A 14,724-nucleotide genomic window follows, 5' to 3' on the forward strand; every position below is an offset into this window, starting at 1 on the left:
ATACTGGTATATACCTTTATGGGAGGGTCCGGGAGAAAAATCCAGGGGGACTTCGCGCTCGTGGGCCGACGGAAGGTCTGAGGGGTCCTTCCGTCGGCCGCGCGAAGGCCGGTCACCGGCAGTGTTGACACAGATACTGGTACGAACCAGTATGTCTCCTGCCGTCCGGGAGGAGAAACATGGCGGGGGCACACGTCCGGATCGACAACCGGCTGATCCACGGTCAGGTCACCGTCGCGTGGACCCGCCGCCTCGGCGTGCGCCGGCTGATCGTCTGCAACGACGAGGTCGCCACCGACGACCTGCAGCTCATCCTGCTGCCGCAGGCCGCCCGCGGCCTGCCCACGGACGTGCTGTCGGTCGAGGCCACGCTGGCCGCCGAGGCCGGCGCCGGGGTCATGATCATCGTCAAGCACCCGGCGGACGTCTTCCGGCTCGTCGAGGGCGGGCTGCGGCCCGAGGTCGTCAACGTCGGCAACGTCGCCCCCCGGCCGGGGGACCCCTACACCATGGTCACCCGCTCGGTCGCGGTCACCGCCGACGAGGCCGACGCCTACCGCAAGCTCGCCGCCGCGGGCGTCCCGCTGGTCACCCAGCTGCTGCCGCAGGACAAGGCGGCCGAATTCGTCCCCTTGCTCGACCGGAAAGGGCTGTAACCGGAGCATGCTCGTCGCACTGGCCCTGACCCTCTGGGCGATCTACTGCACCTACGACGGGCTCGGCCCGTTCCTCATCTACGCCCAGCGCCCGCTGATCGCCGGTTCGGTGGCCGGGCTGATCACCGGGCACCCGCTGCTCGGCCTGCTGGTCGGCGCGACGCTGGAGCTGGCGGCCCTGGGTGTCTACACCTACGGCGGCGCGACCATCCCGGACTACCAGACCGGCGCGATCGTCGGCACCGCGCTGGCCGCGGGTGCCGCGGGGGACGCGCCCGCGCAGGCCGCGATCGGGATCGGCGTCGGGCTGCCAGCGGCGATCCTGCTCTCGGCGCTGGACCCGGTCGGCAAGATGGTCACCACCGCGCTGGTGCACCGGGCCGACGGCTACGCCGCCGACGGCAACGCGCGCGGCCTGGCGGTGGTCCACTGGGTCAGCCTGGTCCCGTGGGTGGCGGTGCGCGCGATCCCGACGTTCCTCGCCGCGCTCGCCGCGTCCGGCGGGCTGGTCAAGGACATCACCGCGAGCATCCCGGCCGGGTTCGTCCACGGGATGACGCTGGCCGGGTCGCTGCTGCCGGCGGTCGGCTTCGCGCTGCTGCTCGGCATGATGGAGCTGTCGCGGTACTGGTACCTGCTGCTCATCGGGTTCGTCGGGTTCGCCTACCTGCACCTGCCGGTGCTGGGGATCGCGCTGGTCGGCGTCGCGGTCGCGATGCTGTTCGTGACGCTGAAGCGCGACGAACCGGTGCTCGCCGTGCCGGAGGCGGCCGTGGAAGAGTCCACCGCGGACCCGCGGCTGACCAGGCAGGACCTGCGCCGGGTGTTCCGCCGGTACTTCTGGTCGAGCCAGATCTCCTGGAACTACGAGCGGATGCAGGCGCTCGGGTTCGCGTACTCGATGGAGCCGGTGCTGCGCCGGCTGTACCCCGAGAAAGCGGACTACGTCGCCGGCTTGCAGCGGCACCTGCAGTTCTTCAACACCTCGGTGCTGGTCGGCGGCCCGCTGATCCTCGGCTCCAGCGTCGCGCTCGAGGAGGCGGGGACGCCGAAGTCGGCCGCGAGCACGAAGGTCGCGCTGATGGGGCCGATGGCCGGCATCGGCGACACCGTCGTCTTCGCGCTGTACAACAGCATCGTCTTCACCATGGGCGCGTCCTGGGCGCTGCAGGGCAACTGGCTCGGGCCCGCCTTCGCCGCCGTGATGGTGCTCGTGCCGTACGCGCTGGTGCGGCGCTGGCAGTTCGGATTCGCCTACCGTGAGGGGAAGCGGCTCGCCGGGCACCTCGCCGCCGGCGCGCTCGCGCGGGTCGCCCAGGGGGCGACCGTGCTCGGGTTCGTCGTCCTCGGCGGGTTCATCCCGTCGATCGTCAAGGTCGTCACCACGCTGACCTACCGGCAGACGACCACGGTCCAGGGGCAGCCGGTGACGCAGTCGGTGGCGATCCAGGACCGGCTCGACGAACTGCTCCCGTTCCTGCTCCCGGTGCTCGTCACGGCCGGGGTGTACCTGCTGACGGTCAAGGCGCGGCTGCGGCCGGTCTGGGTCATCGGCATCGTCGTCGTCGCCGGAGTGGTCCTGGGGTGGCTCGGCTGGTTCGCGCCGTCGGCCCCGGCGAAGAGTTAGGAGTCCGCCATGTCCGTCCCGATCATCCTCGCCGGCCACGGCCGGCTGCCCTCCGGTGTCGGCGAGGCCGCCGAAATGATCCTCGGCCCGCAGTCGCGGCTGAAGGTGTGCGAACTGAGCCCGCGCGACAGCCCGGAGGAGTTCGGTGCCCGGCTGCTCGCGCTGGCCCACGACGCCGAGGGCGTGCTCGTGCTCGCCGACCTGCACGGCGGCTCGCCGTTCAACGCCGTCCGCGCGCTCGCGGCCGCGCACCCGCGGTTCCAGCTGGTGTCCGGGCTGAACCTGCCGATGCTGCTGGAAGTCCTGCTGCACACGACCGACGACGTCACCGAGCTCGCGGGAGTGGCCCGGGCCGCCGGCCGCGACGGCGTCGTCGACGTCCTGGAATCGACCTGGTGACCGCCGCGCTCCTGCTCGCCGCGCAAGACGTCCGGATCACGCCGGGGCCCGGGCACCCGCTCGGCGGCTACCTGGCCCGGCACGGTGTCGCGACCGGCACGCACGACGACCTCGAAGCGTCGCTGATCTGGCTGTCCACCGAGGACGACCCCGGCGTGGTGTGGGTGGCGCTGGACGCCCTCGCCGTCGACGCCGGCCTGACCCGCACCCTGGCCGACGCGGTCGCCGCGGCGGTGGACATCGACCCGGATCGGGTGCTCGTCTGCGCGTCGCACACGCATTCCGGGCCCGAGGGCTGGACCGGCCCGCTGCACCCCGGCCTGCCGGGGCGGCGCGACGCCGGGCTGGTCGGCGGCATGGCGGAGAAGGTCACCGGCGCCGCGCTGCGGCTGCGGGCCGGCCGCGGCCGCGTCCGGGCCCGCTGGCACGCGGGCTCGACCGAAGCCGTCGGCGGCAACCGCTACCGGCCCGACGGGCCGCACGACACGTCGTTCGGCGTGCTCGAGCTGCGCCGCGACGACGGCACCCCGGCCGCGCTGCTGTTCGACTACGCCAGCCACCCCACGGTGCTCGGCCCGGACAACCTCGCCTGGTCGGCGGACTGGCCGGGCGCGACCCGCCGCGAGCTGGCCACCCTGGTCGGCCAGCCGGTCGCGGCGTTCCTGCAGGGCGCGGCGGGCGACGCCAGCTCCCGGTTCGTCCGCCGCGGCCGCGACCACGCCGAAGTCCGCACCCTCGGCGGCCACCTGGCGACGTCGATCGCGCGCACGCTGGCGGCGGTGTCGTCCCCGCCGGCGACGGCCGGGCCGGTCCGGCTGACGCGGTCGACGCTGCACCTGCCCTACCGCGACATCCCGTCGCTGGAGGACAGCCTCCAGCTGCGGCAGACGGCGGAGGCGGAGTGGCAGCGCGAGCTGGCCCACCACGGCGAGGACCACCCGGCGGTCCGCATCGCGCAGACCCGCTACGAAGGCTGCGCGATGCTGGCGACGATGGCGGCGGGTGGGCGGCCGACGGGCTGCGCGGAGGTGCCGGTCAGCGTCGTGTCGCTGGGGGAGATCGCCTGGCTGCACACGCCGTTCGAGCTGTTCGCGTCCTTGGGCCTGCGCATCCGGCGGGGTAGCCCGTTCCGGCACACCCGGGTGATCGGCTACACCGACGGCTACCTGGGCTACCTGCCGGACGCCGAGGGCCACCGCGGGGGCGTCTACGAGTCGTACGTGACGCTGTTCGGCCCGGAGGCCGCGGACGTGCTGGTGGAGCACTGCCTCAAGGTGCTGCGGGCGCACCGGGACGGCCCCCGCTGAGCCGGGGGTGCGCTCAGGACGCCGGGCTGCGCCGGGCCTGGGTGAACACCGTGTAGCGGTCCGCCCGGTACAGCGACCGGCCGGCTTCGATGACGCCGCCGCTCTGGTCGTGCAGGGTGCCCTCGATGATCAGGCACGGCTGAGTGGGTTCGATGCCGAGCAGGGCCGCGTCGTGGCTGTTGGGCAGGACCGCGGAGATCGCGGTGTCGTTCCACTCCGGGCGCACGCCCCAGCGTTCCTCGATCGTGCGGTGCAGCGACTGGGTCTCCCAGTCGAACAGCTCGATGTCCGGGAACCGGTCGACGGAGAGGTTGGTGCGCTCGACGGCGAACGGCTCGTCCTCGACGTAGCGGAGGCGTTCCAGCCGGAACACCCGGGCGCCCGGCGGCACGTTGAGCCGTCCCGCGATCCGGGGGCCCGCGCTCTCGACCTCGGCGTGCAGCACCTTCGTCTTGGGCACGACGCCGCGGGCCTGCATGTCCTCGGTGAACGAGGTCAGCATGTCGATGTGCGCGGCCTGCCGCTGGGCGGTGAAGGTCGCGGTGCCGTGCTGGCGGTAGAGGACGCCGTCCGCGACCAGGCGGTTGATCTCCTGCCGCACGGTGCCGCGGGCCACCTGGAAGTGCTCGGCGAGGAACCGCTCGGACGGCATCAGCCGCCCCGGCCCGGCCTCGGTGGCGACGGCTTCGAGGATTTCCCGCAGCTGGTCGCCTTTCGGCCGCCCCGGCTGCAGCGCGTCCGGCAGACGCAGATCGCTCGCGGCGACGTGTTTCGGACGGGGCATGCCTCCAGTATGTCTCGCGCCGTCCGGCGAGGTAACACCCGGCGCGGCTCGGGCGGGGCCCCGAAGGCGGGGGCAAAGGGCCGGCAAAGCGGCTTTCCCGCGGGCTGGGGCAGGGGGCCCGCCTGGTGTGATGGGGTGCGTCCGGCGGGGCGGGGCGCTCGGTGAGCCTGGCCGGTGTGGCGGAGCCCACCCGGGCGTGTGGGGGGTGCGGGGTGTGGCGGATCGGCCCGCTGCGCGGGGCTGGCCGGGCCGGGCGGGGCTGGCCGGGCCGGGTGGGGCTGGCTCGGCCGGGCGGGGCCGGCTCGGCCGTGTGGGGCGTGCGGGTGTGGCGGATTTGGCCCGCCGGGCGGGGCTGGCCGGGCCGGGCGGGGCTGGCTCGGCCGGGCGGGGCCGGCTCGGCCGTGTGGGGCGTGCGGGTGTGGCGGATCTGGCCCGCCGGGCGGGGCTGGCCGGGCCGGGCGGGGCCGGCTCGGCCGTGTGGGGCTGGCTCGGCCGTGTGGGGCGTGCGGGTGTGGCGGATCTGGCCCGCCGGGCGGGGCTGGCCGGGCCGGGCGGGGCCGGCTCGGCCGTGTGGGGCTGGCTCGGCCGTGTGGGGCGTGCGGGTGTGGCGGATCTGGCCCGCCGCGCGAGGCTGGCCCGGCCGCGTGGAGCTGGCCCGCTGGGCGAATCTGGCCCGGCCGGGCGGAACCTGCCCGGTGTGGCGGAACCCACCCGCGCCCGGAACCCTCTCCAGCGACCTTCCGCAGGCTTCACCGCGCCGGCCGGTTCCGCTCAGCCCGTCGCCCGGTCTCCGAGCCGCGCGAGGAAGCCCGCCGCCAGTGCTTCTCCCGTCGCGTGGCCGACCGCGCGGTACAGCGCCTGTGACTCCCGGGCCGTTCCGGCGGCCAGCATCGAGCGGCCCGCTGCCTCCTGGACCGCCGCCAGTCCCAGCAGGGCCTCCGCCTCCACCACGCGGAAGCCGCCCGCGCGGGCCGCGTCCAACGCCGTTCGCGCGTGCTCGCCCGCCTCACCCGGTCTGCCGTCCGCGGCGAGGACCCGGGCCAGCGTCGCCGACGCCTCGGCCAGCTGGCCGCGCAATCCCGACTCCGCCGTCAGAGAGCGGGCCTCGCTCAGGACGCGCTCCGCCGCGGGCAGGTCGCCGCGGCTCTCCTCCGCCCGGCCCAGTGCGATCAGGGCCGCCGCCTCCACCTGGCGGTCTCCGTCACGGCGGACGCACTCCAGGGCCGTCCGCGCCGTCGAAGCCGCCGCCGCGTGGTCGCCGCGGGCTCGCTGCAGCGCGCTCACCACGTTCAACGCCGTCGCCTCGCCGAAGCTCGAGCCCAGGTCGCGGAACACCCGCAACGCCTCGTCGAGGACCTCGCCGGCCTCGGGCAGCCGGCCGGTGGCCAGGAGGATCGAGCCGAGGTCGGCGAGGTTGGCCGCCTCCCAGAACGGCAGGTCCTCCTTGCGGGCCAGCGCGATCGCCTCCACCAGGCAGTCCTCGGCCTGCTCCAGCCGGCCCAGCTGCCGGTAGTGGCAGCTCAGCGAGTTCAGGGCCAGCGCTTCGCCCGACCGGTTGGCCAGCTCGCGGAACAGCTGGATCGCGCGGCGGCTGTGCTCGACGGCCTCCGACAACCGGCCCGTCCACTCCAGCATCGCGCCGAGGTTCGCCACCGCCGTCGCCTCGCACTGCCGCCAGCCGCACGCCCGGCTGGCCAGCACCGCCTTCTCCGAGTGCCGGATGCCCGCCTCGTGCTGGCCCTCGCGGAAGTACGCCCCGCCGATGGACAGCTCCACCAGCGCTTCGGCAGGCTGGGCGCCGTGGTCCCGCGCCGCCCGCAGCACGATCGGGGCCAGCTCCAGCCACTCCGCGCGACGGCCGTGGTCGTGGAAGAACCGCCGCAACGCGTCGGCGAGGTACCAGGCGCCCGGGTACGGCCCGCGGGCCGCCGCCTGCCGCAGGGCCGCCGAGAGGTTGGGCACCTCGACGTCCAGCCACGCCACCGCCGAGGCGGCGTCGGCGAAGACGACCGGGCTCGGCGCCGACGGCGCGTCCTCGCGGGGCAGCGCCACGATCCGGGCGCCCAGCAGCGCGACGGCGGCGTCCGCGGCCGCGCAGTAGCCGGTGAACAGCCGCTCCCACGCCCGGTCCCGCGCGGGCTCGTCCTCCTCGGCGGCCACGCACCGCTCGGCGTAGCGGCGGGCGAGGTCGTGGAAGCGGTAGCGGCGCGGCGCGTGCGCCTCCAGCAGGTTCGCCGCGACCAGCCCGCGCAGCCGCCGGGTCGCCTCCTCGACCGGCACCTCCAGCAGGGCCGACGCGGCGATCGCCGTGAAGTCGGTCCCCGGCACCAGTGCGAGCAGCCGGAACGCCTGCCGCAATCCGGGCGCGAGCGCCTGGTAGGACACCGAGAACGCCTTGGCGACGGCGCTTTCGCCGTCGAAGCCCAGGTGGGCCAGCGGGTCGCCGCGCAGCTCGTCGACCAGCTCGCCGATGCTGGCGACGCCGGTGTTCGCCGCGGCGATCCGCAGGGCCAGCGGGTGGTGGCCGCAGAGGCGCGCCAGCTCGGCCGCCGCTTCCGGCTCGGCCGCGGCCCGGTCGCCGAGCAGGGCGGTCAGCAGTGCCCGCGAGTCGGCCTCGCGCAGCTGCCCCAGCCCCAGCGACCGCGCGCCGACGCGGGCGACCAGCTCGTCGAGCCGGTGGCGGCTGGTCACCAGCACCCGCCCCGACGACGGCAGCAGCGGCAGCACCTGGGCGGTGTCGCGGGCGTTGTCCAGCACCACCAGTGCCTGCCGGTCGGCCAGCAGCGACCGGTAGAGCTTGCTCTGGTCGTCGACGCCCGGCGGCACGTCCCGCAGGTCGATGCCGAGGGTCCGCAGCAGCTGCGCGAGCGCGGCGGCGGGGGTGAGCGGCTCGTCTTCGGCGTCGAAGCCGCGCAGGTTCACGTACAGCTGGCCGTCCGGGTAGCGCGCCCGGGCGGTGTGGGCCCAGTGCACGGCCAGCGCGGTCTTCCCGACGCCGGCGGTGCCGGTGATCACCCAGACGTCCCCGGGTTCGTCGAGCGCGGCCAGCTCCGGCGCCCGGCCGGCGAACCCCCGGACGTCCAAGGGCAGCTCGGCCGGCCGCGGCGCGGCGGGCGGCGGGGCAGGCTCGCCTTCGCCGCGCAGGATCCGCATCCGCAGGTCCCGCAGGGCCTGGCCGGGTTCGATGCCCAGTTCGTCGACGAGCAGTTCGTGCGCCCGCGCGTACGTTTCGAGCGCCTCCGGGGTGCGGCCGCAGCGGTGCAGCGCCAGCATCAGCGCGGCCCGCAAGCGCTCGCGGAACGGGTGCTCGTCGACGAGCCGCCGCAGTTCGCCGACCACCTCGCCGTGGCGTCCCGCGACGAGTTCCTGCTCGTACAGCTCTTCCAGCGCGACGAGCCGGCGTTCGGCCAGCGCCGGGCCCTCGTACTCGGCCAGCGCCTCGCTCACCCCGCCGAGCGGGGTGCTCTCCCACAGCGCCAGCGCGGCCCGCAGGTGCGCGACGGCCGCCGCCCCGGACGTGGCCCTGGCCTTGGCGACCTCGTCGTCGAACACGTCGAGGTCGCGGTCCCCGGGTGCGACCTCGATGAGGTAACCGGGCGCGCGCCGCACGATGACGTCGCGGCCGAGCAGCTTCCGCAGTTCCGAGATGTGCACCTGCAGCCGCCCGCGGACGCTCGGCGGCGCGTTCTCGCCCCAGGTCAGGTCGATGAGGCGGTCCTCGGTGACCACGCGGTTGGCGTTGAGCAGCAGCGCGGCCAGCACGGACGTCTGTTTCTGGCCGCCGGGGCGGACCGGGCCCGTGTCGCCGAGGACCGTGACCGGTCCGAGCAGGCGGTAGCGCACGTGATGCCCCCCGGAAGGCGGACCGAAGCGGAACGGAAGTGCCGTGGCCGACCCTATCCCCGGGCAGGCGGCGAGGGAGGCCACGGGTGGACCGAGACGACGTAGCGCGTCTGTTGTTCGTCTGCTTCCCGGACGCCGGGGAAGCCGCCGGGCGCTACCGGGCCTGGCGCGATCCGCGGATCGCGGTGCGGGTCGTGGAGCTGCCCGGGCGGGGCGAACGCCGGGACGAGCATCCCTACCGGGACATGTGGCTGCTGGTCGAGGCCTTGGCCGGGGAACTGGCCGGCGCGCTCGAGAGCCCGCACGTGCTGTTCGGCGCGGGGCTCGGCGCCCTGGTCGCCTACCGGCTGGCCCAGCGCCGGGTGGCCGCGGGACTGGGGGTCTCGCGGGCACTCGTCGTGGCGCACCAGGCGCCGCCGTCCCGGGCGGCGCGGGCCGTGCCGGAGCAGGCGGGCCGCGCGGACGTCAGCCTGCTGGCCAGTGACGCGCACCTGCCGGTGGCACCGCCGCTGCCGTGCCCGATCCGGGGGTTCGGCGAGCCGCACGTGATGACCGGCTGGGGGGAACACACCAGCGCCGGGTTCGTGCTGACGCCGGCCAGGGCGCAGGACAGCGCCGCGCTGCTGCGTGACGCCGTCCTGCGCTCGACGCACCTGCTCTCCGCGATGACGGCGCCGAAGGTCCCCGGGGCGTAGGCCGGTTCCCCGCCGGGACACCAGGGTCCGTACGGCCTCCAGAGGTACGTAAGCACTGTTAAAATCTCGGCGTGATGCGGCCATGCCCCTGACCCGCGCCTTCGTCGACCTCACCCCGCTTCGCACGTCACCACCGTTCCGGCGGCTCTGGCTGGGCCGGGTCTGCTCCGGCTTCGGCAGCCAGATGACGCTCGTCGCCGTGATGTTCCAGGTCTGGGAACAGACCCGGAGCACCCTGTGGACCGGGGCCGTCGGGCTCGCGCAGGCGCTGCCCGTCGTCGTGTTCGGGTTGTTCGCCGGCTCGCTCGTGGACCGGGTCGACCGGCGGAAGTTCGCCCTCGTCGCCACGACCGGGCAAGCCGTCTGCGCGGTTTTCCTCGCCGTGCAGGGGTTTCTCGGCGACGTGCCGGTGGCCGCGGTGCTCGGGCTGGTGGCCGTCCAGTCCTGTTTCGTGGCGGCGGGCGGGCCGGCCGGGCGCACCTTCGTGCCGCGGCTGCTGCCGCCGGAGCAACTGCCCGCCGGGCTCGCGCTGAACCGGATCGCCTTCCAGGGCGCGATGCTGCTGGGCCCGGCGCTCGGCGGGCTCCTCCTCGGGTGGATCGGGGTCGGCGGCTGCTACGTCGTCGACGCGCTCACCTTCGGCGTGGCCTTCTACGGCGTCTTCGGCCTCCCGGCGATGCGGCCCGACGGCGAGCCGTCGCGGCCGGGGCTGCGCGGCGTGCTCGACGGGCTCGCTTTCCTCGTGCGGACGCCCGTCGTGCGCGGTGCGCTGCTCACCGACCTCGCCGCCACCGTGCTGTCCATGCCGATCAGCCTGTTCCCGCTGGTCAACGCCGAACGCTTCGGTGGCGACCCGCGCACGCTCGGCCTGTTCCTCTCGGCCATCGCGGTCGGCGGGGTCGCGGCGTCGGTGTTCTCCGGGACGTTCACCCGGCGGTCGCGGCCGGGCCGGGTGATGCTCGCGGGGTCGGCCACCTGGGGTGCCGCGCTGATCGGGTTCGGTTTGGCGCCGGACCCGTGGCTGGGCCTGGCCTGCCTGGTGCTCGCCGGGGCGGCCGACACGGTTTCGGTGGTCTCGCGGGGCGCGCTGGTCCAGCTGGCGACCCCGGACGCCCTGCTCGGCCGGGCGGCCGCGGCCGAGCAGATCGTCGGCCAGGCGGGCCCGGACCTCGGCAACCTGCGCGGCGGGCTCGTCGCCGGGGCTGTGTCCGGTACCTTCGCGCTGGTCAGCGGCGGGGTCCTGTGCGTGGTGGCGGTGGCGCTGGTCGGCGCGGCCACGCCCGGTCTGCGCCGCTTCGCGACCCCTGGGGAGACCGTGGCGCGTTAACCCGCCGCCGACGGCGCGAGTTCCATGGCCTTCTCCGCGCCCTGGATGAGGTCGGCGTAGGTGATCACCTCGACGCGCCCGAGGTGGGCGTTGTACGTCCGGAGCGTCTCGGGGACCTGCTCGCGCACCCGGGGGTCCGGCACGTGCAGCGGGTGGCCGATGACCACCGTGGCGAAGGCGCGCCGGCATTCGATGCCCAGTTTCTGCTGGATCGTGTTGCGTTCCTCGTCGAATTCGCGCAGGTAGTTGAGGCTCTGGCCGACGGCCTTGTTCACTTCGGGGCCGACGACGAAGAAGTTCCGGTGCGGGATGACCAGATCCGGGACGCAGGCCCGTTTCAGTTCGACGACGTGGAGCGCGCCGTCGGCCCGGATCAGGGGAACGTCCAGCTGGGTCAGCACCGTCAACTGCCGTCGTTTCGCCTTCTCGACGAACCTCCCGCCGAACATCCACCAGCTTTCCTCGAGGATCCGCTGGAATTCGTTCTCCTTGGCCGCCGGATCCCGGACGACTTCCGAAAGCGCCGCGATGACGTCCCGCTGCTTCGCGGCCTGGATGCCGTCGAGCAGCACCTGCCCGGCCCCGTGCGCGGCCAGGATCCCGGCCGCGTTCGGGGCGTCCGCCAGCGCTTCCGCCAGTTGCGCCAACTGGCCCGCATCGGCTTCGCCCGTCTGGACCTTCCGGATGACCGCCGCGAGCGGGGCGTCCGGCCCGGCGCTCGGCTCCGGGGTGCCGAAACGGTCCGACAGGAACCGGTGGAGTTCGCCGATGCCGGTGTCTTCACACGTCCACCTGCTCGCGCCGGGCCGGAGGTCGAATCCGGAGAAATCCGGTCGTGGTGTCCAGGAATTGACCACAAGAATGAGCTGCCCGTCATCGCCTTCCGCGGGCACGTAATAAATGGTCGCGGTTTTGTAGACCTTGTCGCCGCGGCGGACGACGGTGGATTCGACGTGCTGGTAACCGTCGGGGGTCGACTGCGTTATCCGCCTTATCAGTTCTTCGGCGGGGTCTGGTTCGCCGGAGGTGGAGGTCACGCCAGGCAGTCGCGCCGCCACTCGGTGGCGTTACGACGATCAGCGCAACCCGAGGTCACTACCTGCGGTGGCAAGATCACGAAACCCGCCGCCGTGACGCCGGTTTCTTTCCGCCGGCTGTTGTCACCCTGTCAGTGGGTTACCCGTTCGTCCTCTTGTCACTCTTTCGCGTGAACGTGACGTGACATATTTCTCGGCAACACATTTGCGGCCCCGCAAATCGTCATCTACAGTCCGGCTGATCACGGCCGAACGAGCCGTATTCCGTGATCCCCATAATCTTCTCCGAGGAGTGGCATGCTTCAACGCGCCTCGACACGCCGGCTCGCGGTGCTCGCCATGGTCGCCGTTCTGCTGACCGCGTGCAGCCAGCTGAAGGGTTCCCCCGCCGCCGGGGGCGTCGAAAAGCCGTCGATCCGGGTCGCGATCCTCACCACCGTCGACCTCGCGCCGCTCTGGCTCGCGCAGGAAGGCGGGTACTTCAGGGCCGAGGGCCTCGAGGTGCAGACGGACGTCGCCCCGAGCGGCCAGGAAACGCTGAGCCGGATGACGAGCGGCCAGGACGACCTCGCGCTGTCCACCTACACCCTGTTCTTCCTGGCCAAGAGCAGCGGTGCCGCCGACGTCAAGCTGGTGACGGACGGGACCTCGGCGAGCCCGCGCAGCAACGAGGTCGTCACCGTGCCGAACTCGCCGGTGAAGACGGTGAAGGACCTCGAGGGCAAGCGGATCGCCATCAGCTCCAAGAACGCCGCGTCCGACGTGCTGACCCGGTCGGTGATGCGCGACCACAGCGTCGACCCGGGCAAGGTCCAGTGGGTCCCGATGCCGCTGCCGGAGATGAGCGCCGCGCTGGCGCAGGGCCGGGTCGACGCGGCCTACCAGCCGGAACCGTTCCTCACCCAGGCCGCCCGGACGGCCGGCGCGTACCCGGTCATCGACGCTGCCAGCGGCAGCACCCAGAGCTTCCCCCTCACCGGCTACGGCGCCACCGCCAAGTGGGTCCAGGACCACCCCAAGACGCTGCGGGCGTTCCAGCGCGCGATGCTCAACGCCACCCGCGCCGCGGTCGACCGGGCGCGGATCGAGCCGCTCGTCGTCCGCAACGCCAAGGTGGACCAGGACATCGCCAGCCTGATGGTGATGCCCGCCTTCGGGTCCACCCTGGACGCCCGCCGCATCCAGCGGGTGCCGGACCTGCTGCAGCAGCTCGGCGTGGTCCAGACGAAGATCGACGCCTCTTCGATGATCGCGCCGCAGGCCGGCACCGGCTGAGCCGTCGATCGGTCGCCGAGGGCGGGTGCGCTTCGCGTACCCGCCCTCGGCTTTTTCGCGGCCACGGCTTCCCGCCGCCGCGACTCCGCTTCCGGGCCGCCACCACTTCCCGCGCCTCGCGGTGATGCCGAAATTTTCCGACCGCGCCCGCCGGTCCGGTTTCGGTGATTCGCACCTTGACACGATCGCCGCCGCAGCCCACCCTCTTCATACCGACCGCGCGGTACGGCGTTGTCCACATGGTGGGAACGGAGAGTCATCGATGACGCTTCCTGGTGAGGCACCTCCCGGCGAAGACCTGCTCGTGGTCGACGGCCTCACCGTCCGCTTCGGCGGGCTCACCGCCCTGCACGACGTCCACCTGAGCGTCGACGCCGGTACCGTGGTCGGGGTCATCGGGCCCAACGGCGCGGGCAAGACGACGTTGTTCAACGTCGTCTGCGGGTTCGTGCGGCCCCAGGCCGGCCGCGTGCTGTGGCGGGGGCGGCCGCTGGTCCGGCACCGCCCCGAACAGCTCGCGCGGCTCGGGATCGTCCGGACGCTGCAGGGCCTGGGCCTGTTCCCCGGGCTGACGGTGCTCGAGAACGTGGTGGCCGGCGCGGGCCGCCACGCCCGCACCGGTCTGGTCCCGGCACTGGCGGGCGCGGGACGGTCGGCACGCGACGAAGCCGAGCTGGCCGCCCGCGCCCGCGAGACCCTCGGCGAACTCGGGATCGCCGACCTCGCCGGCCGCCTGCCCGGCGTGCTGCCCTACGGCGTGCGAAAACGCGTGGCGCTCGCCCGGGCGCTGGTGGCCGAACCCGACCTGCTGCTGCTCGACGAACCCGCGAGCGGGCTGTCGGCCGCCGAGCTGGCCGAGCTGTCGACGCTGATCCTCTCGCTGCGGCGGCGGATGGCGGTCGTGCTCGTCGAACACCACATGGACCTGGTCATGCAGGTCTGCGACCGCGTGGTGGTGCTGAACTTCGGCGAGGTGATCGCGGCGGGCACCCCGGCGCGGATCCAGGCCGACCCCCGCGTGGCCGAGGCCTACCTCGGCGACCCCGCCGAAGAGGTGTCCGGTGCTTGAGATCGAAGACCTGTCCGTGGCCTACGGCGCGGTCCGCGCCCTCGACGGCGTCGGCATCACCGTCGAACGCGGCGGGATCACCGCCGTGCTCGGGGCGAACGGGGCCGGCAAGACCACCCTGCTGCGCACCATCAGCGGCCTGCACCCCGCCCGCGGCGGCCGCATCACCTGGGACGGCCGGAAACTCACCGGGCTGGCGCCGGACCGGATCGCGCGCGGCGGCGTCGCGCACGTACCCGAAGGCGGCGGTGTCATCACCGAGCTCACCGTCGACGAAAACCTCCGGCTGGGTGCGCTGTGGCGGCGTGACCGCGCCGACCGGGCCGCCGCGCGGACCGAGATGTACGAGCTCTTCCCGGCGCTGGCGGAACGTTCGGCGAAACCCGCCTCGACGCTCTCCGGCGGCGAACGGCAGATGCTCGCCATCGGCCGGGCGCTGATGAGCCGGCCCGGGCTGCTGCTGCTCGACGAACCGTCGCTCGGCCTCGCGCCGCTCATCACCGCCCGGATCATGGGCATCCTGCGCGACCTGCGGGCCACCACCGGGCTCACCGTCGTGCTCGTCGAGCAGAACGCGCACTCCGCGCTGTCCATCGCCGATCGCGGGTACGTCCTCGCGCTCGGCCGGGTCGTGGCCGTCGACACCGCGGCGGAACTGCTGGCCGACGACGGCCTCCGCCACGCCTACCTCGGTTTCTGAGGCTT

At 73.8% G+C, this 14,724-nt stretch carries 12 protein-coding genes; 9 read left to right on the forward strand and 3 right to left on the reverse strand.

The window, feature by feature from the left end; genetic code table 11:
• Nucleotides 1–179 precede the first annotated feature (179 nt).
• The 4 genes from DV20_RS00920 to DV20_RS00935 are packed head-to-tail and all read left to right on the forward strand — an operon-like array spanning nucleotide 180 to nucleotide 3,989.
• A complete protein-coding gene (locus tag DV20_RS00920) occupies nucleotides 180–656 on the forward strand; it encodes a PTS sugar transporter subunit IIB (RefSeq protein WP_043775398.1) in 477 nt (158 codons plus the stop codon).
• 7 nt (nucleotides 657–663) lie between these two features.
• Nucleotides 664–2,283: a PTS system mannose/fructose/sorbose family transporter subunit IID gene (locus DV20_RS00925; RefSeq protein WP_043775399.1), complete on the forward strand. Its 1,620-nt coding sequence runs from the start codon at nucleotides 664–666 to the stop codon at nucleotides 2,281–2,283.
• 9 nt (nucleotides 2,284–2,292) lie between these two features.
• Complete coding sequence (locus DV20_RS00930; RefSeq protein WP_043775401.1) at nucleotides 2,293–2,682, forward strand: PTS sugar transporter subunit IIA; 390 nt, start codon at nucleotides 2,293–2,295, stop codon at nucleotides 2,680–2,682.
• Entirely contained in the window at nucleotides 2,679–3,989 is a 1,311-nt protein-coding gene (locus DV20_RS00935; protein ID WP_043775403.1) for a hypothetical protein, read from the forward strand. Before DV20_RS00930 ends, DV20_RS00935 begins: the two co-directional genes overlap by 4 nt.
• A 13-nt stretch (nucleotides 3,990–4,002) precedes the next feature.
• Here the strand turns inward: DV20_RS00935 and DV20_RS00940 are convergent, their stop codons facing one another.
• Together DV20_RS00940 and DV20_RS00945 are read right to left on the reverse strand one after the other, a co-directional pair.
• On the reverse strand, nucleotides 4,003–4,773 hold the full coding sequence (locus DV20_RS00940) for a GntR family transcriptional regulator (RefSeq protein WP_043775405.1): 771 nt from the start codon (nucleotides 4,771–4,773) through the stop codon (nucleotides 4,003–4,005).
• Between the two features lie 771 nt (nucleotides 4,774–5,544).
• Nucleotides 5,545–8,616 (reverse strand): AfsR/SARP family transcriptional regulator, encoded by a 3,072-nt coding sequence (locus DV20_RS00945; protein WP_043775406.1) that lies wholly within the window; start codon nucleotides 8,614–8,616, stop codon nucleotides 5,545–5,547.
• Nucleotides 8,617–8,702: 86 nt separating this feature from the next.
• On the opposite strand from DV20_RS00945, the gene DV20_RS00950 reads away from it, so the two are divergent.
• Nucleotides 8,703–9,311: a thioesterase II family protein gene (locus DV20_RS00950; protein ID WP_043775408.1), complete on the forward strand. Its 609-nt coding sequence runs from the start codon at nucleotides 8,703–8,705 to the stop codon at nucleotides 9,309–9,311.
• Nucleotides 9,312–9,393: 82 nt separating this feature from the next.
• On the forward strand, nucleotides 9,394–10,638 hold the full coding sequence (locus DV20_RS00955) for an MFS transporter (RefSeq protein WP_043775410.1): 1,245 nt from the start codon (nucleotides 9,394–9,396) through the stop codon (nucleotides 10,636–10,638).
• Here the strand turns inward: DV20_RS00955 and DV20_RS00960 are convergent.
• Nucleotides 10,635–11,675, reverse strand: coding sequence for a Shedu anti-phage system protein SduA domain-containing protein (locus DV20_RS00960; protein ID WP_152603600.1), 1,041 nt, complete (start codon nucleotides 11,673–11,675; stop codon nucleotides 10,635–10,637). The two genes, DV20_RS00955 and DV20_RS00960, sit on opposite strands and share 4 nt — an antisense overlap.
• Before the next feature lie 297 nt (nucleotides 11,676–11,972).
• Between DV20_RS00960 and DV20_RS00965 the strand changes: the two genes are divergently transcribed.
• The 3 genes from DV20_RS00965 to DV20_RS00975 all read left to right on the forward strand — a co-directional run bounded on the left by DV20_RS00965 (nucleotide 11,973) and on the right by DV20_RS00975 (nucleotide 14,719).
• Nucleotides 11,973–12,950 (forward strand): ABC transporter substrate-binding protein, encoded by a 978-nt coding sequence (locus tag DV20_RS00965; RefSeq protein WP_043775412.1) that lies wholly within the window; start codon nucleotides 11,973–11,975, stop codon nucleotides 12,948–12,950.
• A 262-nt stretch (nucleotides 12,951–13,212) separates the two neighbouring features.
• Nucleotides 13,213–14,019, forward strand: a complete 807-nt coding sequence (locus DV20_RS00970; RefSeq protein WP_043775414.1) for an ABC transporter ATP-binding protein — start codon at nucleotides 13,213–13,215, stop codon at nucleotides 14,017–14,019.
• Nucleotides 14,012–14,719: an ABC transporter ATP-binding protein gene (locus DV20_RS00975; protein WP_043775416.1), complete on the forward strand. Its 708-nt coding sequence runs from the start codon at nucleotides 14,012–14,014 to the stop codon at nucleotides 14,717–14,719. The genes DV20_RS00970 and DV20_RS00975 overlap by 8 nt, the downstream gene beginning before the upstream one ends.
• Nucleotides 14,720–14,724: the final 5 nt, after the last annotated feature.

Origin of the sequence: Amycolatopsis rifamycinica, assembly GCF_000695625.1 — a bacterium.
Lineage (GTDB): Bacteria > Actinomycetota > Actinomycetes > Mycobacteriales > Pseudonocardiaceae > Amycolatopsis > Amycolatopsis rifamycinica.